Source organism: Acinetobacter sp. MF4642 (assembly GCF_002018925.1).
Lineage (GTDB): Bacteria > Pseudomonadota > Gammaproteobacteria > Pseudomonadales > Moraxellaceae > Acinetobacter > Acinetobacter johnsonii.
The window spans coordinates 106,796-131,712 of the sequence record NZ_MVON01000002.1 but is presented as its reverse complement, the minus strand read 5'-3'; the positions used below and the strand labels follow the sequence as shown (position 1 = coordinate 131,712).

At 43.2% G+C, this 24,917-nt stretch carries 28 protein-coding genes; 12 read left to right on the top strand and 16 right to left on the bottom strand.

Translation table 11 applies throughout. The features are described from left to right. Positions 1–5: 5 nt before the first annotated feature. The 7 genes from MF4642_RS02060 to MF4642_RS02030 all read right to left on the bottom strand — a co-directional run bounded on the left by MF4642_RS02060 (position 6) and on the right by MF4642_RS02030 (position 4,114). Entirely contained in the window at positions 6–560 is a 555-nt protein-coding gene (locus MF4642_RS02060) for a DNA-3-methyladenine glycosylase I (RefSeq protein WP_078425137.1), read from the bottom strand. Between the two features lie 19 nt (positions 561–579). Then, complete coding sequence (locus MF4642_RS02055; protein ID WP_078425136.1) at positions 580–825, bottom strand: hypothetical protein; 246 nt, start codon at positions 823–825, stop codon at positions 580–582. 15 nt (positions 826–840) lie between these two features. Next, entirely contained in the window at positions 841–1,383 is a 543-nt protein-coding gene (locus MF4642_RS02050; RefSeq protein ID WP_171262487.1) for a M23 family metallopeptidase, read from the bottom strand. An 84-nt stretch (positions 1,384–1,467) separates the two neighbouring features. Then, positions 1,468–2,502 carry an A/G-specific adenine glycosylase gene (mutY, locus tag MF4642_RS02045; protein ID WP_078425165.1) on the bottom strand — a complete coding sequence of 345 codons (1,035 nt, stop codon included), beginning with the start codon at positions 2,500–2,502 and terminating at the stop codon, positions 1,468–1,470. Between the two features lie 108 nt (positions 2,503–2,610). Beyond that, positions 2,611–2,973, bottom strand: a complete 363-nt coding sequence (locus MF4642_RS02040) for an HIT family protein (protein ID WP_004691832.1) — start codon at positions 2,971–2,973, stop codon at positions 2,611–2,613. A 74-nt stretch (positions 2,974–3,047) separates the two neighbouring features. After that, complete coding sequence (locus tag MF4642_RS02035) at positions 3,048–3,788, bottom strand: dienelactone hydrolase family protein (RefSeq protein WP_078425134.1); 741 nt, start codon at positions 3,786–3,788, stop codon at positions 3,048–3,050. A 167-nt stretch (positions 3,789–3,955) separates the two neighbouring features. Further along, positions 3,956–4,114: a DUF1328 domain-containing protein gene (locus tag MF4642_RS02030; RefSeq protein WP_004647174.1), complete on the bottom strand. Its 159-nt coding sequence runs from the start codon at positions 4,112–4,114 to the stop codon at positions 3,956–3,958. A 202-nt stretch (positions 4,115–4,316) separates the two neighbouring features. On the opposite strand from MF4642_RS02030, the gene MF4642_RS02025 reads away from it, so the two are divergent. From MF4642_RS02025 to MF4642_RS17095, 3 genes are all read left to right on the top strand, one after another. Next, positions 4,317–4,769 (top strand): YcgN family cysteine cluster protein, encoded by a 453-nt coding sequence (locus MF4642_RS02025; RefSeq protein ID WP_039890724.1) that lies wholly within the window; start codon positions 4,317–4,319, stop codon positions 4,767–4,769. 99 nt (positions 4,770–4,868) lie between these two features. Continuing rightward, positions 4,869–6,146: a replication-associated recombination protein A gene (locus tag MF4642_RS02020; protein ID WP_078425133.1), complete on the top strand. Its 1,278-nt coding sequence runs from the start codon at positions 4,869–4,871 to the stop codon at positions 6,144–6,146. 107 nt (positions 6,147–6,253) lie between these two features. After that, positions 6,254–6,604 carry an Lrp/AsnC ligand binding domain-containing protein gene (locus MF4642_RS17095; RefSeq protein ID WP_227518498.1) on the top strand — a complete coding sequence of 117 codons (351 nt, stop codon included), beginning with the start codon at positions 6,254–6,256 and terminating at the stop codon, positions 6,602–6,604. Positions 6,605–6,762: 158 nt separating this feature from the next. On the opposite strand, the gene MF4642_RS02010 is transcribed toward MF4642_RS17095, so the two are convergent. The 7 genes from MF4642_RS02010 to dapA all read right to left on the bottom strand — a co-directional run bounded on the left by MF4642_RS02010 (position 6,763) and on the right by dapA (position 12,528). Next, a complete protein-coding gene (locus tag MF4642_RS02010; protein ID WP_078425132.1) occupies positions 6,763–7,539 on the bottom strand; it encodes an ABC transporter ATP-binding protein in 777 nt (258 codons plus the stop codon). 8 nt (positions 7,540–7,547) lie between these two features. Next, positions 7,548–8,261: an ABC transporter permease gene (locus tag MF4642_RS02005; protein ID WP_078425131.1), complete on the bottom strand. Its 714-nt coding sequence runs from the start codon at positions 8,259–8,261 to the stop codon at positions 7,548–7,550. Further along, positions 8,258–8,947, bottom strand: coding sequence for an ABC transporter permease (locus MF4642_RS02000; RefSeq protein ID WP_078425130.1), 690 nt, complete (start codon positions 8,945–8,947; stop codon positions 8,258–8,260). Before MF4642_RS02000 ends, MF4642_RS02005 begins: the two co-directional genes overlap by 4 nt. Positions 8,948–9,031: 84 nt before the next feature. Next, a complete protein-coding gene (locus tag MF4642_RS01995) occupies positions 9,032–9,817 on the bottom strand; it encodes an ABC transporter substrate-binding protein (RefSeq protein ID WP_004691819.1) in 786 nt (261 codons plus the stop codon). A gap of 433 nt (positions 9,818–10,250) precedes the next feature. Beyond that, positions 10,251–10,970, bottom strand: coding sequence for a phosphoribosylaminoimidazolesuccinocarboxamide synthase (gene purC / locus MF4642_RS01990; protein ID WP_004691818.1), 720 nt, complete (start codon positions 10,968–10,970; stop codon positions 10,251–10,253). 36 nt (positions 10,971–11,006) lie between these two features. Next, positions 11,007–11,615, bottom strand: coding sequence for a hypothetical protein (locus MF4642_RS01985; protein ID WP_005401459.1), 609 nt, complete (start codon positions 11,613–11,615; stop codon positions 11,007–11,009). A gap of 13 nt (positions 11,616–11,628) precedes the next feature. Continuing rightward, positions 11,629–12,528, bottom strand: coding sequence for a 4-hydroxy-tetrahydrodipicolinate synthase (gene dapA, locus MF4642_RS01980; RefSeq protein ID WP_039890664.1), 900 nt, complete (start codon positions 12,526–12,528; stop codon positions 11,629–11,631). 596 nt (positions 12,529–13,124) lie between these two features. Here dapA and pncA point away from each other — a divergent pair. From pncA to ppk1, 3 genes are all read left to right on the top strand, one after another. Beyond that, positions 13,125–13,763, top strand: a complete 639-nt coding sequence (gene pncA / locus MF4642_RS01975; RefSeq protein WP_078425129.1) for a bifunctional nicotinamidase/pyrazinamidase — start codon at positions 13,125–13,127, stop codon at positions 13,761–13,763. 70 nt (positions 13,764–13,833) lie between these two features. Beyond that, complete coding sequence (locus MF4642_RS01970; RefSeq protein WP_078425128.1) at positions 13,834–14,808, top strand: bile acid:sodium symporter family protein; 975 nt, start codon at positions 13,834–13,836, stop codon at positions 14,806–14,808. A gap of 145 nt (positions 14,809–14,953) precedes the next feature. Next, the gene (ppk1, locus tag MF4642_RS01965) at positions 14,954–17,017 is read left to right on the top strand and encodes a polyphosphate kinase 1 (protein WP_078425127.1); all 2,064 of its coding nucleotides are present in this window, start codon (positions 14,954–14,956) and stop codon (positions 17,015–17,017) included. Positions 17,018–17,073: 56 nt separating this feature from the next. Here the strand turns inward: ppk1 and MF4642_RS01960 are convergent, their stop codons facing one another. After that, complete coding sequence (locus MF4642_RS01960) at positions 17,074–18,327, bottom strand: hypothetical protein (RefSeq protein ID WP_078425126.1); 1,254 nt, start codon at positions 18,325–18,327, stop codon at positions 17,074–17,076. Between the two features lie 77 nt (positions 18,328–18,404). Between MF4642_RS01960 and serB the strand changes: the two genes are divergently transcribed. The 3 genes from serB to MF4642_RS01945 all read left to right on the top strand — a co-directional run bounded on the left by serB (position 18,405) and on the right by MF4642_RS01945 (position 21,001). Beyond that, a complete protein-coding gene (gene serB / locus MF4642_RS01955) occupies positions 18,405–19,625 on the top strand; it encodes a phosphoserine phosphatase SerB (protein ID WP_005401465.1) in 1,221 nt (406 codons plus the stop codon). A gap of 410 nt (positions 19,626–20,035) precedes the next feature. Next, positions 20,036–20,371: a ciprofloxacin tolerance protein AciT gene (gene aciT / locus MF4642_RS01950; protein ID WP_004691806.1), complete on the top strand. Its 336-nt coding sequence runs from the start codon at positions 20,036–20,038 to the stop codon at positions 20,369–20,371. A gap of 150 nt (positions 20,372–20,521) precedes the next feature. Beyond that, positions 20,522–21,001, top strand: a complete 480-nt coding sequence (locus MF4642_RS01945; protein WP_004691804.1) for an SCP2 sterol-binding domain-containing protein — start codon at positions 20,522–20,524, stop codon at positions 20,999–21,001. Positions 21,002–21,104: 103 nt separating this feature from the next. Here MF4642_RS01945 and dtd read toward each other — a convergent pair whose 3' ends face one another. Continuing rightward, positions 21,105–21,545 carry a D-aminoacyl-tRNA deacylase gene (gene dtd / locus MF4642_RS01940; RefSeq protein ID WP_078425125.1) on the bottom strand — a complete coding sequence of 147 codons (441 nt, stop codon included), beginning with the start codon at positions 21,543–21,545 and terminating at the stop codon, positions 21,105–21,107. A gap of 300 nt (positions 21,546–21,845) precedes the next feature. Between dtd and pncB the strand changes: the two genes are divergently transcribed. The 3 genes from pncB to asd all read left to right on the top strand — a co-directional run bounded on the left by pncB (position 21,846) and on the right by asd (position 24,916). After that, entirely contained in the window at positions 21,846–23,057 is a 1,212-nt protein-coding gene (gene pncB, locus MF4642_RS01935; RefSeq protein WP_078425164.1) for a nicotinate phosphoribosyltransferase, read from the top strand. A gap of 162 nt (positions 23,058–23,219) precedes the next feature. Further along, a complete protein-coding gene (locus MF4642_RS01930; RefSeq protein ID WP_078425124.1) occupies positions 23,220–24,068 on the top strand; it encodes a sulfurtransferase in 849 nt (282 codons plus the stop codon). Next, positions 24,065–24,916, top strand: coding sequence for an archaetidylserine decarboxylase (asd, locus tag MF4642_RS01925; protein ID WP_062031857.1), 852 nt, complete (start codon positions 24,065–24,067; stop codon positions 24,914–24,916). The genes MF4642_RS01930 and asd overlap by 4 nt, the downstream gene beginning before the upstream one ends. Position 24,917 lies beyond the last annotated feature (1 nt).

Genomic DNA, 24,917 nt, shown 5'->3' with positions numbered 1-24,917 from the left:
TACTTTTATTTAAAATGGCAGCTGTTTTCATGGTCATTGACCATGCCGACCGCTTGCATAAAGGCATAGCAGGTGGTGGGTCCGACAAATTTAAAGCCCTGTTTTTTTAGGGTTTTAGACATATTTTGGCTTTGAGGTGTCTGTGCAGGCGCTGTGCGGTAGTCTGGGACATCATTGTTGATTGCGTGTTGCTCGACAAAGTTCCAGAGCCACTCAACGGGGTTGATGCCTTGTTGTTTCAGGGCTTGCCATGCAATCGCATTGTCACGAATGGCGGTCAGCTTCCCGATATGGCGAATTAAGCCGATATCTTGGACTTTTTCGGCTAAGTCTGTATCACTTAAAGCCGCAATCTGTTCAATGGAATATTGAAAAAACTGGCGATGATAATGTTCACGCTTTTTCAGGACAGTAATCCATGACAGCCCCGCTTGTTGACCTTCGAGGCAGAGCATCGCAAATAATTGCTTTTCATCATGTAGTGGTTTACCCCACTCATGATCATGGTAGTCGATGTAAAGTGGGTCTGAGGAGCACCATCCGCAGCGTTGAGTGGTCATGAACATGCTCCTGATCTTTTTATAGGGTAAAAGGTGCCCATTGGTCGTGTTGATTGTCCCAATAAAATAATTGGGCGTGTTCGAGGTCGGAAAAGTTAATCCAAACATCTTTTCCTGTTTTTTCAGTAAATCCAGTGCTGATTAAAAGCGCATCTTCGGTAATTTCCATGATCCAACCTTGGTGGCTTTGTCCAGCCAAGATGATTTTTTGTTGATTGCCTGATTCAGCAAATTCGACCAGACGGTTGATCAACGCTTCTGACATGAAAAATTCCTAAAGTTAACGTAAATAAGGATAGGGATTTACTGCACCACGGCCTTTACCTTGTAAATAAAGTCCATAATGCAAATGTGGGGCTGTGTGCCGTGCATTGCCTGTATTGCCGACATAGCCAATCAGGTCGCCTTTTTTGACATAGTCGCCGACACTTAAGCCACGTTTATGGTCATCAAGATGAGCATAGTAATGCCAAGTGCCTGCTGGCCCCATAATCCAAACCACTTTACCACCCAAATTGTTATTGCGTAAGTCTGCGACGAGTCCTTCTGTGGCAGAAAAAACTTTTGTTCCACGTGGAGCCAGAATGTCGATGCCTTCATGCGTCCGTCCGCTACTGCGGGACGCTCCCCAAGTATCTGTGAGCCCGTGACGTTTAATGCCTTGAACGGGTACAGGCAGCTGCTGAGCTAAACGCATGTTTTTCAGCTGTTGGACTTGTGAGGCCGGTAATTGACTTCCACTCGGCGCAGGCGGCGTAGTACGGCAAGCTGCGAGTAACAGAATCACAAAACATAAACTGGCAAGCGCAGAAAGGCGGGGCAAACAATTACGCACGAACAATCCTTTATTATTTCAGTGATCTAATTTTAAAGTGTCAGGGTGAACCCAATGGATCACCCAACTATGTCACAGTTGAATTGCCGAGATCAATTTTTTCATCGCAGTTGGGATGCCCATTTCTGTGACGTTTTGTATGTCTAGCCATGTGCTGGCCAATTCTATACCTAAATGTTCGAGCTGGTCGGCATCGACTTCAAAGCAAAGCGCTTCTAGTTGCCAAGTGAAATGGGTGAAACTATGCGAAATGTCAGCGCGTTGCGAGACTTGTTTTAGTCCTAGACTTTGGCACAGTTGCGAGAACTCATCACGATTTTCAAAAATAGGTAAACACCATAAACCGCCCCAGAGTCCACTATTGGGACGCTGTTGCCACAGCCATTGATTGTGATGACGCAGTACCAAAACTTGGGCTGACTTCACAGGCACAGCTTTCTTGGGTTTTTTAAAAGGCAGTTCAGTTTCTAGCCCTTGTGCATGAGCCTTACAGTGTTGCTGCATTGGGCAGTATAAACACAGCGGTTTTTTAGGGGTACAGACGGTTGCCCCCAAATCCATGATGGCTTGGGTATAGTCGTGGTTACGTTCAGTTGGACAGAGTTCAGTGGCCAGTTGCCACATGCTGCGTTCATGCACAGGTTTGCTTAGATCATCCTCAATGGCAAAAAAACGCGCGAGCACGCGTTTTACGTTGCCATCCATAATGACACCGTACTGACGTAAACCCAAAGACATCAGCGCCCCTGCGGTTGATGGACCAATACCTGGCAGTTCAATCCAGTCCTCTAAAGTTTGAGGAAAGTACCCCCGACGGGCCACAACCCCTGCGGCTTTATGCAGATTACGTGCACGGGCATAGTAGCCCAGACCTGCCCAGTAAGGTGCGACCTCATCCCATGATGCTGTCCCTAAAGTTTCAACCGTTGGGAAGCGTTCGATAAAACGCTCGAAGTATTGCAGCACAGTTTTGACTTGGGTCTGTTGCAGCATAATTTCAGACACCCAGACTTTGTAGGGATCATCGGCCACTTGCCATGGCAGGTCATGTCGACCATGAACATCAAACCAAGTCAGTAATGCATCTGAAAAAGAGAAAGGAGACATCGGAGGCACAAGCAAAAAATTCGGCTTAGTATAACTGAATGTCTTTTCTGAGCCCGAGTTTTTGCGCATAAAAAATGGCGCTTACGCGCCATTTAAAACCATAAAAACTTAGTCTTTCGTCATGCCCCAACGTGCATCGAGTTTTAGCTCTTGGTCTTTGTAGCGTGGAATAATATGGATATGTAAGTGTTCAGACACATTCCCAAATATTTCACCGTCATTAAAACCAATATGAAAGCCTGAAGGTTGATGACGTAATTGGAGTTCATTACGTGCTAGTTCCAGCAAAGACATTAAACTTTTACGTTCTTTATCGGTAATGTCAAAAAATGAGCTCACATGACGTAGAGGGATAATGACACAGTGACCTTTAGACAGTGCATTGGGTTCGGGCAAAATCACCCCAAAGTCATTTTTATCAAGCACGTCATATTCATCAAAATTACAATATTGGCAGTGGGTCTCAGTCATTGTTATCTCCTCTAAAATCTAATTATGTATCCTGTTGGATCTGAAAAATCAAATATTTGAATTCTCAGCTCTAGTTAAGCACTGAGATTGCGTTCTAGCAAGTCATACATTGCATCTAGCCCTTGTCTTTCTGCTTCTGGGTTATAGCCCAAGTCTACGCCATTGGCTTTGGCACGCTCATCGGCCAATGGGTTGCTAAAACCGTGCTTCGCATCTTCAAAAATGATGACTTCATGGTCCACTTTTGCAGCATGCATTTCTTCACGGAAGCTGGCAACATCATCCAAAGTAACCATGCTGTCTAACTCACCATGTAAAACTAAAATTTCACCCTGAATTTGACCTTCGATCGCGGGGGCTTTCGGTGCCAATGTCGCGTGGAAAGTCGCCACTGCTTTAAGCGGTGCACCTGAGCGAGCTAAGTCTAAAACCACTTTACCGCCATAACAAAAACCAATCGCCGCCAGTTGAGTGGGATTCACTTCAGGCTGGGCTGCAAGTGTATCTAAACCTGCTTGCGCACGGTTGACGATGGTGTCTGCATCGGCAAAAGTTTGCATCATCCATTCATAGGCTTGTTTCGCATCTGTGGTAACATTTTTGTCGCCGTACATATCAATCGCCAGTGCGGCATAACCGTGTTCAGCCAGTTCGCGAGCACGTTGTTCAGTATATTCATTTCGGCCCCACCATTCGGGTGCAACGATGATACCTGCATGCGGTGTTTGAGAGCTTGGTGCTGCAAAATAACCAACTAAGCGTTGTCCATCGGCTGCGTTATATTGAATTTCTCGAGTTTGAATACTGATTGTCATGCTCAAATCCTGATAGATGATCTGCTCTGATTAAAGCATAAAAACTTTTACAAGGATTTGAAAAATATTCCGATGTACATGAGAAATGTGAGAAATTATTTTTTAAAGGCACATATAAAAAAAGAAGGATCTGAATCCTTCTTTTTCTTTATTAAGAGTTGTGTACTTTAGACTTTGCCACGGGATAAAAATCCGACAATCGCAAGAATCACAGCAATCACCAATAAAATAATCGCAAAGTCTTTGGATAAACCTGCTACGCCGCCAAAACCAAGTAAACTTGCAATCAGTGCAATCACTGCGAAGATAATCGCCCAACGAAACATAATTTTTCTCCATAGATGTTCTTATTTATTACTCTATTAGTATAGAAACAACGTTCGGACACACTGTGTTACTTTTGTTTAAAAAGTGTTCCGTTTGTATTTTAAGTTTATGAATATGATGTAAATATTGACACTTTAGATAGCTCTGAAAGCCATGTGACTATAGGTTATAATAGTGCATTCAGTTTTATTGGCAGTGGTTATGTCCAACGAATTAAGACCAGAGTTTTGGAAGCATTATGCGCTCACTGAGCTACGTTCAGCAGAGTGGGAAGCGTTGTGTGATGGTTGTGGTCTATGCTGTTTGGTGAAACTTGAAGATGAAGAAAGCCAAGAAGTCGCCTATACCAAAGTGGCCTGTAAACTGCTGGACTGTCAAACGGCCAGTTGTCGGGATTATCCGAACCGAAAGCAGCATGTGCCCGATTGTATCCAGCTCACGCCCGAACTTTTAGACACGATTCATTGGTTACCTCCGAGCTGTGCTTACCGCCGTCTGCATGAAGGTAAAAATTTGCCCAGATGGCACTATTTGAACACGGGCTCACGGCAAAGTATTCTGAAAGCGAAAAAGTCTGCGGCAGGACGTTGTATTTCTGAAGAAGAGATTCAGGATGACGACATTGAAGACTATATTGTGCGTTGGGTTCGCTAGTCGATAAAAGCACCATCAAATTGCATGAAAAGCTTGTGTCATTTGCCTGAATTTGCCATAACATAAGCATTCGATGAACGCATGATAAGTCCTAGCCCTATGTCCGATAGCAATATTCCACTGCCTGAACGTTTACGCCCGCGTGATTTATCTGAAATTATTGGGCAGGATCACTTATTGGGTGAGCAGGCACCGCTCCGCCAAATGATCGATCAAGGGCATTTGCCATCGATCATTTTTTGGGGGCCGCCAGGTGTGGGGAAAACCACGATTGCTTTACTGTTGGCGCAAGCAATCGACCGACCATTTGTCAGTCTATCTGCGCTCAATACGGGGGTTAAAGAGCTCCGTGAGATCATTGCTGATGGCGGAGATTTAATGCCACCTGTGGTGTTTATTGACGAAATTCATCGTTTTAACAAATCACAGCAAGATGCCTTACTGAATGCTGTGGAGAAAGGCAAAATTACCCTCATTGGTGCCACCACCGAGAATCCTTCTTTTGAAGTCAACAGTGCGTTGTTGTCGCGTTGTCAGGTCTATACCTTAAATGCGCTCGATGCCGATGCGATTCAAACTTTATTACTGCAAGCGATTAAGAACGATCCATTTTTAAAAGAGCGTTATATTCAAATTGAAGAATTTGAAGCATTGGTGCAGTTTGCTGCAGGTGATGCCCGCAAAGCCTTGAATTTAATTGAACTGATTGCGGGCACCTTCGAACCGGACCTTGAAAATATCGTGACCAATGCAATGGTGGTCAAAGTTGCACAGCAAAATATCGCCCGTTATGACAAATCGGGTGAGCAGCACTATGATTTGGTGTCGGCCTTTATTAAGTCGATTCGAGGGAGTGATCCTGATGCTACTTTGTATTGGATGGCACGTATGCTCAAAGGCGGTGAAGATCCTGTTTTTATTGCCCGTCGGATGTTGATTGCAGCCTCTGAGGACATTGGCAACTCAAACCCTAATGCACTTCTGCTTGCTGGAGAATGCTTCCGTTCTGTTCAAGTGGTGGGCATGCCAGAGTGTCGAATTATTCTTGGACAGTGTGCAGTGTATTTGGCGACCAGTGCCAAAAGTAACAGTACTTATCTTGCCATCAACAAAGCATTGGACTTGGCCGAGAAAACAGCGAATTTACCTGTGCCGTTGCATTTAAGAAATGCTCCGACCAAGTTGATGAAAGAGCAGGGCTATGGCGTCGACTACTTGTATCCGCACAACTATCCAGAGCATTTTGTGATGCAAGAATATTTACCCCCTGAGCTCAAAGGAACCAAACTGTATGAGTCGGCACGCAATAAGCGTGAGGTTGAGGGAGAGCGTTTACAGCAACGCCGTTGGCAACAAGAACAGCAACAGCAGCAGTAATAAAAAAGCCTGATGAATAAATCAGGCTTTTTGTTTTTGGGGCTTAGGATTTAGTCACATTCATTGAGCAGTTTTGTCTTTAAGCACTGTAGCGTTTTTATGTTCCGATGTGCGTATTTATCAATTTTAATGCCACAGGTAACACAGCGACCAATAAGGCGATTGCCATCGTGATGTTAAAGCTCAAGGCAAAGCGTGGTTTCATCAGATATTTGCGTAAGAAAAGACCACCGACAGCCCAAACCCCGACACATGGAATGCCGGGACTAAACACGGATGAAGTCACAGAGTGTCATACCATTACAGGCTTGGTTGAGTATTTGCTCAGGGTTGAAGTGGCAGACATCAAGTCTTATAAAAAGTTTCATACTGATGTTTTGGGAACGATTCCATCCATTAGCTCGATCACCAGTTTTTTGGTGATGGATACCACTAAAAATCGATACACCAATCTATAAATGCTTAGGTGGGAAGATAAAAAACCGAGCGAAACCGCTCGGTTTTTTAACTGAATGCATATAGTTTCGCGGGATCAGATCAAACGAGGCACTTTATCTTTTCAACAGAGCATTGAATGTTGAATCATTGCTGCATCAAGCTCTTGAAGACTATTCAATTATTTAAAGTTACCCTCTAAAAACTGTTGTAGGCGTTCACTTTTGGGGTGAATTAAAACTTCTTTTGGATCACCTTGTTCTTCAATTCTGCCTTGATCTAAGAAAATGACATGATTGGACACATGGCGTGCGAAGCCCATTTCATGGGTGACCACAATCATGGTTCGGCCTTCTTCAGCCAAACTTTGCATCACTTTCAACACCTCACCCACCAGTTCAGGGTCTAGAGCACTGGTCGGTTCATCAAACAACATCACTTCAGGTTCCATCGCTAAGGCACGGGCAATTGCAACACGCTGTTGTTGTCCTCCTGACAAAAAAGACGGATATTTCTTTTCGACACTTTCAGCAAGCCCAACTTTTCTTAAGTATTTTCGTGCACGCTCTTCCGCCTCACTCCGCTTTAGCCCCAAGACATGAATGGGTCCTTCAATAATATTTTCTAATACCGTCATATGCGACCATAAATTGAAATGTTGAAAGACCATCATCAGTTGGGTGCGCATTTTTTGCAGTTGTTTGGGATTTGTCGCTTTGAGATCGCTATTTTTATCTAAAGTGGTCTCTAACTGTTCACCATTGAGCTGAATGCTGCCTTGGCTTGGTTGTTCTAGAAAATTGATGCAACGAAGAAAGGTACTTTTACCTGAACCTGAGGAACCAATAATACTAATCACATCACCTGCGCGTGCCTCAAGTGAAACCCCTTTTAAGACTTCATGATCGCCAAAACTTTTACAAAGGTCTCGAATCACCAGTTTTGCTGAATTTTCCATTGTTTCTCCTAATGATTCGATGGTTTTAAAAACGCCAACCAGCGTTGTTCCAATTTACGAAAGATCCAAATGAGGATAAATGCCAGACAGGCATACAGCACAGCGGCAATGCCAAAGGCATCAAACGTGGCATAAGTGGCAGCATTGACATCCCGTGCAATTTTGAGAATATCAGGCACGGTTGCAGTGAAGGCAATGGTGGTTGCATGCAGCATCAAAATGACTTCATTGCCATAAAACGGCAATGCTCGGCGTAGCATAGATGGAATAATAATACGGGTATAGCGTTTCCAAGGTGACATGCCAAAGGCTTTTGCCGCCTCAATCTCGCCGTAGGGAATCGAACGTATCGCCCCTGCAAAAATTTCAGTGGTATAAGCCGCTGTATTGAGTGCAAACGCTAAAATGGTGCAATTGAGCCCTTCTCTAAAAAACTCATCGAGCCGTTCATGGGCATGGACAAATTCGAGGCTATAAATCCCAGTATAAATAATCAGCAGCTGCACATATAACGGTGTACCACGGAAAATATAGGTAAAAAACCAAACAGGTGCACGTAAAAAAGCATGCTCAGAAACTCGAGCAATTGACAAAGGCACAGCCAGAACAAAACCAATCGCAATCGATAAGACCAGTAGCCACGCGGTCATGGCGACCCCAGTCATTTGAAAACCATCGGTCCACAGATAGGACTGCCAGTATTGTTGAATAATTTCAATCATAGTTGTCCCTTTTTCACACCAGCAGAATAACGACGTTCCAGCCACATGAGAATCAAATTCGAAAGGGTGGTGATGGCCAGATAAATGACGGCTGCAACAATACTGAAATAGAACACTTGCATGCTGCTTCGACCTGCATCTTGGGTAATTTTGACGATGTCGGTCAAACCAATTAAGGACACCAAGGCGGTGGCTTTAATCAGGACTTGCCAGTTATTGCCAATCCCAGGTAAGGCAAAGCGCATCATTTGTGGAAAGAGGACACGCCTGAAGACTTGAAATGGGGTCATGCCATAGGCATATGCAGCTTCAAGTTGACCTTTGGGGACGGCTTGAAATGCTCCACGGAAGGTTTCCGTAAAATAGGCCCCATAAATAAAGGCTAAAGTAATCACCCCTGCCACAAAGGGATTGATGTCAATTTGCTCCATATGGATCGATTCGGTAATCAAGTTCAATCCAAGTTGCAGGCTATAGAACAACAACAACATGATCACTAGATCAGGAACACTACGAATGAGCGTGGTATAGAGAGTTGCAACGTGACGTAAGATTTGAATACGAGAGAGTTTGGCACTTGCCCCAAACAATCCAATAATGATCGAAAGTACCAGTGATAACAAAGCAAGCTGTATGGTCATCCAAGTGCCACTGAGTAATACGGGACCATAGCCAGACAGAAACATACTCAGTTTCTCCGAGTAAAAATATAAAATTTTATAAATCAGCAATATATATAGGGTGTCGGTGTTGAACCGACACCCTATAGATTAATAAATGCTGAAGGAGAAGTATTTTTTCTCGAGTTTCTTATAGGTACCGTCGGCAATAATTTCAGCTAACGCTTTATCAATATTCTTTTTCAGATCGACATCTTCTTTACGTAAGCCGATTGCAGCACCCACACCGAGTGTTTTGGCATCGACCACATTATTGCCTGCAAAAGCAAAGCCTTTGCCTTTCGCCGATTTTAGGAAACCAGCATCGACCATAATCGCATCTTGTAATGTTGCATCTAGACGTCCCGAAACCATGTCTTGGTAAAGCACGTCTTGGTTTGGATAAGGAACTACATTCACACCTTTAGGCGCCCAATAGGCTTTTGCATAGCCTTCTTGAATCGTACCTTGTTGTACACCCACACGTTTGCCTTTTAGGGATGCAGGCGTAGGGAGTAAAGGAGAGCCTTTCTTTGCAACCATGCGGGTAGGCGTGTTGTAAATTTTATTACTAAACGCGATTTGTTTTGCGCGATCTGTAGTAACTGTCATTGAAGACAGAATACCGTCGAATTTCTTCGCTTTGAGTGCAGGAATCATCCCATCAAAGGAGTTTTCTACCCACACACATTTGGCTTTTAATTTGGCACAAATGGCATTGCCCAAGTCGATGTCAAAACCGACCAGCTTATTGTCTGGTGTTTTATATTCAAAAGGTGCATATGCGGATTCTGTGCCAAAACGAATGGTTTTCCATTCTTTTGCTTGGACAGTACTGCTCAGTGCTACGGCTACGAATGTAGTGGAAAGTAGTAATTTTTTTTGCCAGTTTTTCATTTTAAATATAGCCATCCGTAAAAAATCAAATCTAAGAAATAAGACGAAGATAGAACTTACCCTACTGAGTACTTTTGAATAAAAGCAACATCTATACCAGTTTTCTGCTCTTAGGGGATCGATGGATCTTGTCGCCATGAGAGATGAGGAAATAAGGGTATTTTTTCGGTTGGAATAATTTTTATCTGAGAACGTCCTGTTCATATGTTTTTATCATATTAAAAAATGAAGTTGAGACATAGCTGAAATATACCTGAAGTCTTGTGCGCTATGACGTACAGGATTGTTGATTTTTTAACAGTGGCTCAGTGTTTTACAAGACTATTTTTCAGTGTTGAATAGCTCACAAATAAACTGAAGTACTGTAATAGCTATGGAGCTGAAAACAAAAAAACCGAGCGTTTAGGCTCGGTTTTCTTGAATCTGTAACTGATTAGATATCAGAAAGGTCGATACCTAAACGTGCAGCAACTTCTTCATACGCTTCAACCACACCGCCTAAACCTTGACGGAAACGGTCTTTGTCGAGTTTTTTCTTGGTTTCTTTGTCCCATAGACGACAACCGTCTGGAGAGAACTCATCACCAAGAACAATACGGTCATGGAATACACCAAACTCAAGTTTGAAGTCTACAAGTAGCATGCCACCTTGGTCAAATAAGTTTTTAAGAACTTCGTTCACTTGGTAAGTGAGGACTTTCATTTGCTCAAGTTGCTCAGCAGTTGCCCAACCTAAAGCAATTGCTTGAGACTCATTGACCATTGGGTCGCCAAGTGCATCATCTTTGAAGAATAATTCAAAAGTCGGCGGTGTTAATTCCTTGCCTTCTTCTACACCTAAGCGACGGCATAAAGAACCTGCTGCATAATTACGGATTACACATTCAACAGGGATCATGCTGAGTTTTTTCACTAGAACTTCTGTTGGAGAAAGAAGTTTTTCAAAGTGAGTCTCAATGCCAGCCGCAGCCAATTTATCCATGATAAAGGCGTTAAAACGGTTGTTCACCTTACCTTTACGATCTAGTTGTTCGATCTTTTCACCATTGAATGCCGAAGCATCATCACGAAAGACTAAAATCAGGTGGTCTGCACTGTCTGTTTCATAGACAGATTTCGCTTTACCAGTATAGAGCAAGGTTTGTTTTAACATGAGGGAACCTTTTTCAAAAAAAAATGCCTAGTACGACTAGGCTGGCCAATTTTGGTAAATCTGGGTTAACAATTCTGTGGCTTTTTCAGGCGCTGCAAAACTGTTATCGGCATTGAACACAGCGAGGTTGTTGCTGCTGCCGACCGCGGTCAGTCTTAACACATAGACCTGTTGATCGATTTTAATGGTTGCTTCATAACCATTTTTGCTTTGACCAACAATTTGATGGTTGAGGCTGCTGAGGGTGGCAAGCGTATATTGCCAAATTGTAGCAGAATTTCCCTCAATTTTGAGCAGCGGATTCTTATTTCCGTCAATAATCAATTGAGGGCGACTCACAGCTGTATCAACTGTTTCCGTTGATTCTGCATTCGACATGACTTGAGCAGCTTGAGGGCGCGGCATTGCAAAACGGTTTCCGCGCTTGTTTTCAAGTACAGGTGCATGTTCAAGAGCGAGTGCTTCAACCGTTGGAGCTGGATACAACGGCGTTGCAGGTCGAACCATAGAGCCTTCAGGGTACTTAAGAGGTTCTAAGGTTGCTGTTTCTTTATAGTCCAAACTACCGTTATTGACTGCAAGGGAACTACAACCCGCTAAACTGACGACTGAAAGTGCGAGAGTAAGACCTAAACGTAATTGCATATTGATGTGCTCTTTATTTAATGACACCCGCCGTTGTGAGTGCTTCACGGAGCGGTGTGCGATATTGTTCTGCAAGTGGTGTTAATGGTAAACGAATACCCGTTTCGATTAACTCCATTTCATGAAGTGCCCATTTCACAGGAATTGGGTTTGATTCGCAAAATAGAATTTCGTGTAAATTTGCAACTTGGGTATTTAGGTTTTCAGCTTGTTCAGCTTCGCCTGCCAGTGCAGCCGCGCAAACATCGCTCATTTCTTTGGGTGCAACGTTTGCAGTCACAGAAATATTGCCTTTTGCTCCCGACAGAATCAGTTGATAAGCCGTTGCATCATCACCTGAATAGACGGTCATCGCTTTGCCAGCAAGGCCTTCGAGCAGTGCTTGACCACGCGGGACATCACCTGTGGCATCTTTGATGCCCACAATTTGAGGAATATCGGCCAAACGAATAACTGTTTCATTCGCCATATCGACACCCGTACGACCAGGTACGTTATACAGAATTTGAGGAAGATCAACAGCTTCAGCAATAGCTTTATAGTGCTGATATAAGCCTTCTTGGGTCGGTTTATTATAATAAGGGGTAACCAGAAGAGCAGCATCTGCACCGAGTTCTTTGGCTTCTTTAGTCAACTCGATGGCTTCACGCGTTGAATTCGCGCCAGTACCCGCAATAATAGGGATGCGTTTGTTTGCGACACGAATGATTTCTTTAATCACTTGTGTATGCTCTTTCATGCTTAGAGTAGACGCTTCACCCGTTGTACCGACAGCAACAATGCTATTTGTGCCTTGTGCGATGTGCCACTCAACGAGCTTCTCTAGACCCTTCCAATCTACGCTGCCATCTTCAAACATAGGGGTGACGATTGCGACAATTGAGCCTTGGATGGTCTGTGCTTGCTGAGTCATTTTAAAAAAATATCCTATTTGTCCATCCAGTTAGGCCAGAAAAACATAAGATTGGATGGGTGCGTATTTTAATTTATAGCATTTTCAAAGCGCTGATGCATTGAATAATGCTTATGCAAATTATGAACGAACACAACATGAAGAACAATATGCTTTAGTCAAAGTGTATAAAAACTTTATCTTTCGCTACAAAAATACAGCTTGTTCAAATGGTAGACAAAGAAAAGCATCTTATTTTGCATCTGAAAAGGGCGTTTTGCATAACCTATGGCCGCGGATTGAGGTATTTAAAGAAAGAATCTCTTCATTTCAATTGAGGCTTAGAACCCGATCAAACGGAATATTGGGATGCAAGGTCAGGATTGAAGTGCTTTTAACGCTTACACGATTTCTCTAAACAGCGACGACATCGTCCTTTTAATGTTATAGATCAATGTCCAACATTTTGTTCTATATTTTATTTTTGCTTCAATTTGCCGCAATACCCATTGCACTCAAGGTTGTAGTCATTTAGTTTTGACCCGTGAGGATGAATACTGTTTTATAAATTAAGCTAAGCTTGGCCTTCGAGCGCAGAACTAAAAGGACAGAGAAGAATGCAGAAGAATATGGCATTGATTGTGGTGGATGTACAAAATGGTTTTACGCCTGGTGGAAATTTAGCGGTAGCAGGATCAGATCAAATTATTCCTAAAATTAATCAGCTTGGCGCTTATTTTGACACTATTGTACTCACCCAAGATTGGCATCCTGAAAATCACGTTTCTTTTGCAGACAACCATCCCGATCAACAGGCCTTTCAAACCATTGAATTAGACTATGGCACACAAGTACTCTGGCCACGTCACTGTGTACAAGGCACACAGGATGCTGAACTGCATCCCGATCTTGACCTTGCCAAAGCGCAGTTGATCCTTCGTAAAGGATGTCATGCGCACATTGATAGTTATTCTGCTTTTTTAGAAGCCGATCATAAAACCCAAACGGGACTCGCAGGCTATTTAAGAGAGCGTGGGATTGATACCGTGTTTATTGTTGGGATTGCAACTGACTTTTGTGTGGCATGGACGGCAATAGATGCCTGCAAACTCGGTTTTCAAACTTATGTGATTGCTGATGCCACCAAAGGTATTGATTTACATGGTTCTTTACAACATGCATGGCAAGAAATGCTGGCCCATGGTGTGAAACGTCTGTATTGCAAAGATATTGTGCAACAATATGCCGTGAATTGATGCGCTGAGCCAATCGGCTCACCTCAATCACCAATATCGACATTATAAAAACATGCAGTAGGGAAAGGTCATGGGCACTTTTTTAAAATTTACCGCTTGGATTCAAAAAACCTTTGCTCTATGGGTCGTGTTATTTGCAGGCATTGCGCTCCTGAGCCCTGAAACTTTTGTTTGGATGAAAGCTTATATCACATGGATGTTGGGTCTAATCATGTTTGGTATGGGCATGACCATGACATTGGATGATTTTAAAGGGGTGATGCAAAGCCCTAAAGCGGTTGCAATTGGGGTAGCAGCTCAGTTTGTGGTGATGCCAAGCGTGGCTTATCTGTTGTGTTTATTGTTTCGCTTGCCGACTGAAATTGCGATCGGGGTGATCTTGGTGGGTTGCTGTCCGGGTGGCACAGCATCCAATGTGATTACTTATATGGCGAAAGGCAATACGGCTTTGTCTGTCGCATGTACTACGGTATCGACCTTATTGGCGCCTGTTCTGACTCCCGCGATTTTCTATCTGTTGGCCAGCCAATGGATTGAAATTAATGCATGGTCGATGCTGAGTTCAATTTTACAGGTGGTTCTGTTCCCGATTATTTTAGGGCTGGTGGTACGTGCCGTGCTGAAACAGAAAGTCGAAAGCTATATTTCGGTGATGCCCTTAATTTCTGTAGTGGCGATTGTGCTGATTGTGGCAGCGATTATTGGCGGCTCAAAAGCACAAATTTTAGAATCAGGCTTATTGATTTTAGCTGTGGTGGCATTACATAACGCGATTGGTTATTTACTTGGCTTTGGAGCTGCACGGATGTTTCACTTGCCACATGCCGACTGTAAAGCGGTCTCGATTGAGGTTGGTATGCAAAACTCAGGACTAGGCGTGGCTTTGGCAGCTGTACATTTTGCCGCTTCGCCAATTACGGCTGTACCCAGCGCAATCTTTAGTTTGTGGCATAACATTTCAGGGCCAATTTTAGCCAGTTATTGGGCCGCGAAAGCAGACGCTACAGCCAAAGAAAAAAGTGAAAAGGAACATATGTCGGTTTGAATACTGTACGCTGTTGCAGCTTTAAGCATAAAGTCAGGATGAATTTTCTATTTGGCATGAGGTTGTAACTAAACTGTCATAAAGACTACCTAACATCCCTGCCAAACACTTCATAACAGACTGTTGCAAACAGCATTGAGAGGGTATGGATAATTTTCAGCATTCATCGGCGACGTATTTTAACCGAGAGCTATCGTTATTTGAGTTTCATCAGCGGGTTTTAGCACAAGCATTAGATCCGAGTTTGCCTGTGCTGGAGCGCTTAACTTTTTTAATTATTTTTTCACGTAATTTAGATGAGTTTTTTGAAATTCGTATTGCGGGCTTAATGAAACAACGCGATATGAATGTGATAGCACGAACCCCTGATGCTGTTCCCACTGAAGTGATATTAGAAGACCTGTCCCAATCCATTCATCGTGCCGTTAAAAAACAGTTTGAAGTTTTAAATCATTCGATTTTGCCTGAGTTACAAGCACAAGGCATTCAGTTCATCCAGTTCCAAGATATTTTAGAAAAACATAAAGCGTGGATTGCAGAATATTTCGCCAGAGAAATTCAACCGGTTTTGACCCCAATCAGCTTAGATCCGTCACATCCTTTTCCTCGCCTCGTGAATAAAAGTCTGAATTTCATTGTGAGTTTACAAGGTAAAGATGCTTTTGGACGAAGCATTGAAATGGCGATTGTCCCTGCACCGCGCTCATTACCGCGTTTAATTCAGATGCCGAAAAACGTGGCAGGCAATATCGACACGCAGATTTTTTTAACCGCAATGATTCAGCAGCACATCAGTGATCTGTTTCCGGGGATGAAAGCCACGGGTTGTTATGCTTTTCGTGTGACGCGTAATGCCGATCTGATTTTGTCGGAAGATGTTGATGATTTGGCGGTGGCATTGAAAGATGAGCTGTCTTCACGCCGTTTTGGTCGTGCGGTGCGTTTAGAAATCGAAGATGACTGCCCCGAAACGGTGATTGATTATTTGCTTAAGGAGTTTGATTTAACCGAGCAGGAGCTTTATCGCATTGATGGGCCGATCAATCTTTCACGCCTCAGCACCAGTTGTGACCGGCCTGAATTAAAGCATACAGTGTTTATTCCAGTCATTCCCAAAGTTTTGCGTAAACAAAAAAGTACCTTTGATACCTTAAAAGCACAGGATGTATTGTTGCATCATCCTTTTGATTCTTTTCAGCCTGTGATTGGTTTATTAAAAGAAGCAGCGAAAGACCCAAATGTGCTGGCGATTAAACAAACCCTTTACCGCAGTGGACCTGACTCTGAAATTGTACAGGTCTTGGCAGAAGCAGCACGAAATGGCAAGGAAGTCACAGCCGTGATTGAGTTGCGGGCGCGTTTTGATGAAGAGTCGAATATTACCGTGGCCAATATTTTGCAAGAAGCGGGCGCGGTGGTGGTGTATGGCATTGTCGGTTATAAAACCCATGCCAAAATGATTTTGATCGTACGCCGTGAAAATGCTCAGTTGATCCGTTATGCCCATCTGGGCACAGGCAATTATCATGCGGGCAATGCGCGTATGTATACTGATTATGGGTTGATGACCACACAGCCTGATATTTGTGAAGATGTACATCGTATGTTCCAAGAACTGACGGGGATGGGCAAAATGGCCAAATTGAAGGCGTTGTTACATGCGCCTTTTACGTTACACAGTGAACTGTTAAAACTGATTGAGCAAGAAATTCAGTTTGCACAAGCCGGTCAAAAGGCGCGTATCATCATTAAAGTCAATGCTTTGACAGAGCCTCAGTTAATTGCTGCACTGTATCGTGCATCACAAGCAGGGGTACAGGTTGATCTGATTATCCGCTCGATCTGCTGTTTGATTCCACAGGTCCAAGGCATGTCTGAGAATATCCGAGTGCGTTCGATTGTGGGCCGTTTTTTGGAACACACCCGAGTGTATTGTTTTGAGCATGGCGGTGAGAAAAAGCTGTACTGTGCCAGCGCAGACTGGATGGGCCGTAATTTATTTTCGCGTGTTGAAACCTGCTTTCCAATATTAGATCGCGTTTTGAAAAAGCAGATTTATAAAGACGGATTAATCAGTTACTTAAATGATTGTTTGAATGCTTGGGAGCTACAAGCCGATGGTCATTGGCTTAAAGTGGCCTGTACCGATCCAGAGCAAAGGTATAGTGCGCAGCAACATTTAATTGCGCAGAAGCAACTCAAAATTTAACAGTTGCCATAAAAAAAGCCTGACGTAGGTCAGGCTTTTTTTATGGTTGGACTTAGTTAAGAGGCTTTAGATTGTTTTGCTTTTAAAATTTCCGTTCTTAAGCTTTGCGCCAACTCTGCAGACTCAGCACCCATGCCATTGACCATAAAGGCATGACGGGTCAAGACATTGGTTGGATTAGGTAAATTTACCAATTGGTAACTTTCAGAGATGTCTTTCAATAATTCGTTACTTAAATGTACCGCACTTTCTTTGGCAGACAACTGTTGGACCAAACGCTCAGCAGCTTGATTCGCAGACAGTTGCATTGCATCGACTGCAGTTGAAATGCCACAACGTGTTTGCAAAACAAAGCGCTTTTCTTCGCGGTAACGTTTATACAAAACCTCAGATAGCAGTTGGAATACACTGCTGACCATCATTAAACATGGCACTGCATTAGGTGTGTCTGTCGACATGCTGAGGGTGGCACCATGCTCATTAAAGGATTGAACTGTAGTGATGTCCGAGCTGTTGAGTTTGTAGTGTTTTAAACAAAGTTCTGTGCTTTTATTGAGGAAAATCTGACACAAATTAAAGTATGGAATAGACACGGTTGTATTCACCGAGTCCATCAACTGTTTCGGGTCATAAAATTGAATATTGAGCGCAACCGAATGATTATCCACGATCACGGGTTTCTGCTCTTTAGGCTTCGCACTGGTTTTGATTTGTTGTTGTGCTTGGGCAATCGCGACCGCCGTATGGTGTTTTTCCTGTTCAAGGGTTTGGGTTAAAACTTGAATTTCATGTTTTAAGCGGGATTCGTTATTGATCCGTGCCAAATATTCGGTACGGCTTGGGCGCGCAATGGCGCGATAAGCTAACCACAGTAAGCCATGAATCGCTAAGGACAATAAAATCGCTAACCACTGAGTCCGTAAAATCTCACCCATACTTGGTTTAATGAGCGTGATTTCAATGCTACCCACTTTCTTTTCATTTTGCAGCGCATCACGGACAAACACTTCGCCATCACGTGTTCGAACTTGGCCACCTGTCGCCAAGACTTGATTGTTGGCATCCAAAATACGAATGGAAGCTACGCTTGGGTTGGTCGCATAGCGATCCACCAAAAGCGCAAGGGAAACCGTGTTGGCAGGCTCCAGCTCTGCAAGACTGTCTGTGACCAATTGAGAGGTCATCAGTTGGCCTTGGTTGGCACGGTTTTCATTCAGTTGATGAGTCGTTGCCAATACCAATAAAAAGGTATGTAAAGCAAAACTTACAATTAATAGGCTAGCAAATAGCCCTTGTCTAGGCGCATTCAACGTAAACTTCCAAAGAAAATATATTCAATTTCGATTATGATTCTAACAATAGTCGTAGCTCAGACCCGAGTCAATTCATGCGAGAAATCATTCTTATTTCATTTTTAGGACCAGACCAGCCGAATCAGTTCACTCGATTAATGCAGGTTTTGTCCACTCATTCATTACAAATTTTAGATGTCGGACAAGCAGTTATTCATAACCAATTGACCTTAGGTATTGTTATTTCTTCAGACGACCAAACCGCAACAGCTTTAGCGATGAAGGAAATTCTAATTTTAGCACATGATATTGGTTTAACTGTACGTTTTAAACCAATCACTACAACTGAATATGACCAGTGGGTGAGCGAAGGTGGGCGGACGCGTTATATCGTCACGGCTTTAGCGCCAGAGCTTGAGGCATCTCACTTACAAGCAGTTACAAATATTGTGTCTAACCAAGGTTTCAACATCGAAACTGTGACCCGTTTGTCAGGTCGTCCAGTCTTAAATGGCGAAGTCGATGGGCCGAAACGCGCCTGTGTTCAATTTGGTTTAAGTGGTCAAATGCTGGATGCCGCAGCCATGCGTGCAGCCTGTTTACGTTTATCACATGAACTGAATGTGGATGTGGCGGTACAAGAAGATAATGCCTACCGTCGTAACCGCCGTTTGGTGTGTTTTGACATGGACTCAACTTTAATCGAGCAAGAAGTGATTGATGAGTTGGCGATTGAAGCGGGTGTCGGTGCACAAGTCGCTGAAATTACGGAACGTGCAATGCAGGGTGAGCTAGATTTCCAACAAAGCTTTCGTGCACGTGTCGCACTGCTCAAAGGGATGGATGCCTCTGTCCTACCTAAAATTGCAGAACGTCTGACCGTTACAGAAGGTGCTGAACGCTTAATTTCAACTTTAAAAGCATTAGGCTACCGCACGGCTATTTTATCAGGTGGTTTTCAGTACTTTGCAGAGTATCTACAAGCCAAACTTGGTATTGATGAAGTCCATGCCAATGTCTTAGACGTTGAAAATGGGGTGGTGACGGGCGAAGTTAAAGGTCACATCGTCGATGGTGCACGTAAGGCACTATTATTACGTGAGTTAGCCGATAAGATGGGCATTTCTCTTGAGCAGGCGATTGCAGTGGGCGATGGTGCGAATGATTTACCGATGCTGTCGATTGCTGGCCTAGGTGTCGCTTTCCGTGCGAAACCGCTGGTGAGACAAAACGCCAATCAAGCCATTTCAAGTGTTGGCTTAGATGGGGTGTTGTATTTATTGGGTGTGCACGATAAAGATTTAAATCGTGCTTAAAGCATCTCGGTGTTATTAAAAACGCAGCCTTTGAGCTGCGTTTTTTTGTTGCAAATTTAAGCGAAAAACGATGAGCGGTCAGTGAAAAATGTCGATAAAAACAACGATCAACAGAATTGGAAAAAATATTTTTAAGCGCTGAAAATACGGGTTTTATTTTGTAATGACACGCCAAGACTGAGCGCGTCTTTGTTTTGGAAAAGTTCAAATCTAAAAAAATGTAATGACAATATAATATGGCGACAAGGTATGTCGCATTCTAAAAATACAAGCCTTTTTTTCTTTTCAAAACTGCTCATAATGCATGCATAGAGTTTGAAAGCTACACAATCCATTAATTTTAAACGGTATCGGGGATGAGTTCAGCACAGTGTACCAGTTGCCTGAATTTATCTTAGACGGAGGTTTTTATGGTAACAGCGAATTTAGCAACCATCGTTGGCTTAAGTTTAGTCGCCGCTGCGTTAATTGCTGTTTTCTTTTCGCCTTATCGTCGCTGGTTGAGTTTTATGGTGGCGGGTATGGTGTTTTGGGGAATATTGGAAGTCATTCGCCTAGGTGTGCAAGCAGTGTTTGAAATGCCGATCACTTATAGCTACTTAACTGCTTTAACTTCAGCGATGCTTATTGTGACGATGTTGCTTCTACGTGAAGATCGTCGCGCAGAACGTGCACTGGCGCAGCGCCGTTGTATTGAACATACACCTGTATATGAAGATGACCAACAGCAGTGTTCTAGCCGCTAAGTCATAACCTCATACCGTAAAAGAAGATGCCTAGAGCATCTTTTTTACGTTCTTACATGATTGTTATACAAAGCCTAGCGGTAAAAATGGCAACTTGTGGTAGCATTGAAAACAGTCAATTTATCAACAATTACAATAGGCTTTCATGTCATGAAACTATCTTCAATTCCTGTGGTTAAACTTCCATTGGTTGATGTCAGCACGGATCCGCTGGATTTAATGGTTACAGGTTTGGCACTTCGTATGAAACAGCTGGCGCGTACCAGTCCAAAATTTATTGAATTAGTTCATGAACGTCAGTTCCGTATTCAAATTGGTACGGATCTGGGTATGGCGCGCCAAATTATTGTGAACAATGGTCAGATTGATACCGTTTCAGGTGATGCTGAAAAAGCCGATTTTATTTTACAGTTTGCGGACAGTGAGCAGGGTGTGAAAACTTTAATCAAAGGTGACCCAACCGCATTTATGACGGGCATGCAAAACGGCAGCATTAAAATGGAAGGTGATTTTGGTCTCTTAGTTTGGTTTAACCAAGTTGCAAAATTGGTTCCACCCAAGCTACCAAAGCCTGTGAAAGCAAAAATTAAAGCCGCTCGCGCATTTTTGAAAGAAAAAACAGGTAAGTAAAAAGATTTTTTAAACGTCTCGATTCCGTCTCCTTTATAAAAGGCAGATTGAGCACCATGCATAAAAAAGCCCTCGATAGAGGGCTTTTTTATGCATGGTGCTTTTATTCGACTTCTAAATTGAAAGTCACGGGTCCATCATTGACCAAATGTACTTTCATGTCGGCAGCAAAAATACCGGTTTGCACATGCTCAAACTGGGTCTTGGCATATTCAACCAGTTGTTCGTATAAAGCCTCAGCATCATTTGGTGGCATGGCTGGTCCAAAGTCAGGGCGTAAGCCTTTTTGGGTTTGCGCCATTAAGGTGAACTGCGAAACCAGAAGAATACCCCCACCGGCTTGGCTGACATTCCAGCCCATTTTGCCTTGTTCGTCGTCAAAAAAACGATACTTTAAAATTTTATCGATCATTTTTTTGCCTTTGTCTAAAGTGTCTTCTTTCCCAAGACCTAAGAAAACCAAGATACCGTGTTGAATTTCGCCTGTGGTTTCACCATCGACCACCACTTTGGCTTCGAGAACGCGTTGTAATAAGGCCCGCATGACTGATTCTATCTACTATTTGATTGTGCAGACTGAAATTGTAGCAAACCTAGTGCAGGGCAGGAGAGACATCGATTGAAAAAACAAGGCCGTTGCGTTGATATCCATAGCAATGTTTAAGTAAAAGAACATAGGCCAAGAGCGATACAATAAAGACATCAACACTTGGATTCTGAATCAAGAGAAACAAGAAATGTCCCGAGTAATTGGTCGAATAGCAAGACCGAATTACCAAAACATGGCTATGCAGCTTAAAAAAATGTGCTTTAATGCAATAAGTTGCTAAAAACCGAAAATGATATGTCTGCCATCATCCAATCCTTATTAGATACTGATCTGTACAAATTTACGATGCTACAGGTGGTCCTGCATAAGTTTCCCCAAGCGCATAGTGTGTACCAGTTCCGTTGTCGCAATTTGGATGACACCGTCTATCCTTTGGTCGACATTCTCGATGATTTAAATCACCAATTAGATTTGCTCTGCCAATTACGTTTTCAAGACGATGAGCTGCAATACCTGCGTGGTTTGCGCTTTATCAAAAGTGATTTTGTCGATTATTTAGAATTGTTTCAGCTCAAACGCCGTTTTATTGTGGCCAGTATTGATCACCAAGGCCGTTTAGACATTCGGATTGAAGGGCCGATGGTTCAAGCCATGATGTTTGAAATTTTTGTGCTTGCTATCGTCAATGAGCTGTATTTCCGCCGTATTCGAAGTGAAGAGGTCATGGTTGAGGGCGAACGTCGCTTACAGGCCAAAGTGGCATTATTAAAACACTATGAAACATCGCAAACGCCAAATGATCCCCCATTTTTAGTCTCTGATTTTGGTACGCGGCGCCGCTATAGTTTGGCGTGGCAAAAACATGTGATTGAAGTGTTTAATCAAGCTGCACCGCATATTTTCCGTGGTACCAGTAATGTCTTAATTGCGAAGCAATTGGGCCTAACCCCGATTGGCACCATGGCACATGAATTCCTACAAGCATTCCAAGCGTTGGATGTACGTTTACGTAATTTCCAAAAATCAGCACTGGAAACCTGGGTACAAGAGTACCGTGGTGATTTAGGTATTGCTTTGACGGATGTGGTGGGGATGGACGCATTCCTGCGTGATTTTGACTTGTACTTTGCCAAATTGTTCGATGGCTTGCGCCATGACAGTGGTGACCCGTATGAATGGGGCGATAAGGCCTATGCCCACTATAAAAAGTTGAAAATTGACAGTAAAACCAAAATGCTGACCTTTAGTGATGGACTGAATTTAGAGAAAGCGTGGGATCTGCACAATTATTTCAAAGACCGTTTCCAAGTCAGCTTCGGGATTGGCACCAATTTGACCAATGATATGGGACAAACCCCTTTAAATATTGTGCTCAAGCTAGTCGAGTGTAATGGTCAGTCGGTTGCGAAAATCTCGGACAGTCCGGGTAAAACTATGACGGATAACGACACCTTTTTGGCGTATTTACGTCAGGTTTTTGAGATTGCTGAAGCAGAAGTCAATTAATCCAGAATATATACCATGCCAGAATCCGTTCTGGCATTGCGCATTAAAAAACTGGTGAATAGTGATATCTCTAATTCTGCTAAAAGAATGCAAAAAATCAGAATAATTGTAAAAATGAGTTGTGCTAAGATCAAAGCATGATCTGAAAATATACGAAATAATATGACACATTCTGCCTTTGATTTTGGCTTGTTGATAGACGCAGAGCAGTTGGTTCCGCATTTAGGGAATGACAAATTACGCATCGTCGATTTAAGCCGTGCTTCAGTCTATGACCAATTGCATATTCCACATGCTTTGCATTTAAAGCCGAAATTTTTGGTGCGCCAAGATGAACAAGCCACCGGTCTACTTCCTGATGTAGACGGTTTACAAGAGCTGATTCGTTATTTGAATATTTCACCCGAGCATCATGTGGTGGTTTACGATGATGAAGGTGGCGCTTGGGCAGGGCGTTTGATTTGGAATTTACACTGCTTGGGTTTTGAAAATACCAGCCTGCTGAATGGTGGAATTCATGCATGGCTTGCAGCAGGACTTCCAACCACTTCTGAAGTGGAACAGTTTGAACCTGTCCGTGCTTTAGTACAGGTCGATCAAGCCAAAATACAGCAGTATCGAATTGAATATGCTGAGTTATTAGAGAAAGTTCAAAGTAGCCAAGTCCAACTCTGGGACTGCCGCACAGAAGACGAATATACCGGCCTGCGTCTTGCAGCGCGACGCGGCGGTCACATTCCAAATGCACTACATTTTGAATGGAGTACTGCCCTTAACCGTGAAAATCATTTAAGATTGCACCCTTTAGAACGCACGCAGCAACGCTTAGAACAATTGGGTTTTAACTTAAATGAACCTGTGGTGGTGTACTGTCAGTCACATCACCGCTCAGGACTGGCTTATATTTTAGGTCGTTTATTGGGTTGGAATATTCAGGCGTATGACGGTGCGTGGAGTGAATGGGGCAACCGCCTCGACAGTCCTATCATTACCGGAGAGATGCCGTCTTGAGCCTCACATCACGCTTAAAAAAACAAATTTTCATTCAAGCTCAACGTGTTGTACCCCAACATCAGTTATCACGTGTCGTGGGCAGAGTCGCAGCCAGCGAAAATCCGATTGTGAAAAATGCGGTCATCACTGCATTTAAAGCGCAGTACGGCATTGATATGTCGATTGCTGAGCAGAGCAATGCACTGAAGTTTAAGTCCTTTAATGAGTTTTTTACCCGTGCATTAAAAGAGGGTGTACGTGATATTGATACCGATGCGACCAGTATTGTATCGCCTGCGGACGGTGCAATTTCACAGTTGGGTCCAATTGTGGAAGGGGATATTTTCCAAGCCAAAGGACAAAAATTCACCGTTGATAATTTAATTGCAGATCCGCAGTTGGCTGAACCGTTTAAAAATGGTCAGTTTGCAACAGTGTATTTATCGCCTAAAGATTATCACCGTGTGCATATGCCATTTGCAGGCACATTGACGGAAACCTTATATGTGCCGGGTGAATTGTTCTCGGTCAATCAAACCACTGCTGAAAATATTCCAGGCCTGTTTGCCCGCAATGAACGGATGGTCTGTTTATTTGATACGGAAATCGGCCGTATGGCCGTGGTCCTCGTTGGCGCCATGATTGTGGCGGGGATTGAAACTGTTGCAACAGGAAAAGTGAAGCCAACTGGTCGTTTAGAGCTAAATCAGCATAATTTATTCTTGGACAAAGGTGCCGAACTGGGGCGCTTTTACTTAGGCTCAACAGCTGTGGTACTGTTTGAAAAAGACAAAATGACGTGGGATGCCGCCTTTAAAGCCAACTCGACTGTGGTCATGGGTGAAGCGATGGGACATACAGTTTAAT

Coding starts and splice junctions, on each gene's coding strand:
- MF4642_RS02060 (WP_078425137.1), bottom strand. CDS start 560: ATGACCACTCAACGCTGCGGATGGTGCTCCTCAGACCCACTTTACATC.
- MF4642_RS02055 (WP_078425136.1), bottom strand. CDS start 825: ATGTCAGAAGCGTTGATCAACCGTCTGGTCGAATTTGCTGAATCAGGC.
- mutY (WP_078425165.1), bottom strand. CDS start 2,502: ATGTCTCCTTTCTCTTTTTCAGATGCATTACTGACTTGGTTTGATGTT.
- MF4642_RS02040 (WP_004691832.1), bottom strand. CDS start 2,973: ATGACTGAGACCCACTGCCAATATTGTAATTTTGATGAATATGACGTG.
- MF4642_RS02035 (WP_078425134.1), bottom strand. CDS start 3,788: ATGACAATCAGTATTCAAACTCGAGAAATTCAATATAACGCAGCCGAT.
- MF4642_RS02030 (WP_004647174.1), bottom strand. CDS start 4,114: ATGTTTCGTTGGGCGATTATCTTCGCAGTGATTGCACTGATTGCAAGT.
- MF4642_RS02025 (WP_039890724.1), top strand. CDS start 4,317: ATGTCCAACGAATTAAGACCAGAGTTTTGGAAGCATTATGCGCTCACT.
- MF4642_RS02020 (WP_078425133.1), top strand. CDS start 4,869: ATGTCCGATAGCAATATTCCACTGCCTGAACGTTTACGCCCGCGTGAT.
- MF4642_RS17095 (WP_227518498.1), top strand. CDS start 6,254: ATGTGCGTATTTATCAATTTTAATGCCACAGGTAACACAGCGACCAAT.
- MF4642_RS02010 (WP_078425132.1), bottom strand. CDS start 7,539: ATGGAAAATTCAGCAAAACTGGTGATTCGAGACCTTTGTAAAAGTTTT.
- MF4642_RS02005 (WP_078425131.1), bottom strand. CDS start 8,261: ATGATTGAAATTATTCAACAATACTGGCAGTCCTATCTGTGGACCGAT.
- MF4642_RS02000 (WP_078425130.1), bottom strand. CDS start 8,947: ATGTTTCTGTCTGGCTATGGTCCCGTATTACTCAGTGGCACTTGGATG.
- MF4642_RS01995 (WP_004691819.1), bottom strand. CDS start 9,817: ATGAAAAACTGGCAAAAAAAATTACTACTTTCCACTACATTCGTAGCC.
- purC (WP_004691818.1), bottom strand. CDS start 10,970: ATGTTAAAACAAACCTTGCTCTATACTGGTAAAGCGAAATCTGTCTAT.
- MF4642_RS01985 (WP_005401459.1), bottom strand. CDS start 11,615: ATGCAATTACGTTTAGGTCTTACTCTCGCACTTTCAGTCGTCAGTTTA.
- dapA (WP_039890664.1), bottom strand. CDS start 12,528: ATGACTCAGCAAGCACAGACCATCCAAGGCTCAATTGTCGCAATCGTC.
- pncA (WP_078425129.1), top strand. CDS start 13,125: ATGCAGAAGAATATGGCATTGATTGTGGTGGATGTACAAAATGGTTTT.
- MF4642_RS01970 (WP_078425128.1), top strand. CDS start 13,834: ATGGGCACTTTTTTAAAATTTACCGCTTGGATTCAAAAAACCTTTGCT.
- ppk1 (WP_078425127.1), top strand. CDS start 14,954: ATGGATAATTTTCAGCATTCATCGGCGACGTATTTTAACCGAGAGCTA.
- serB (WP_005401465.1), top strand. CDS start 18,405: ATGCGAGAAATCATTCTTATTTCATTTTTAGGACCAGACCAGCCGAAT.
- aciT (WP_004691806.1), top strand. CDS start 20,036: ATGGTAACAGCGAATTTAGCAACCATCGTTGGCTTAAGTTTAGTCGCC.
- MF4642_RS01945 (WP_004691804.1), top strand. CDS start 20,522: ATGAAACTATCTTCAATTCCTGTGGTTAAACTTCCATTGGTTGATGTC.
- dtd (WP_078425125.1), bottom strand. CDS start 21,545: ATGCGGGCCTTATTACAACGCGTTCTCGAAGCCAAAGTGGTGGTCGAT.
- pncB (WP_078425164.1), top strand. CDS start 21,846: ATGTCTGCCATCATCCAATCCTTATTAGATACTGATCTGTACAAATTT.
- MF4642_RS01930 (WP_078425124.1), top strand. CDS start 23,220: ATGACACATTCTGCCTTTGATTTTGGCTTGTTGATAGACGCAGAGCAG.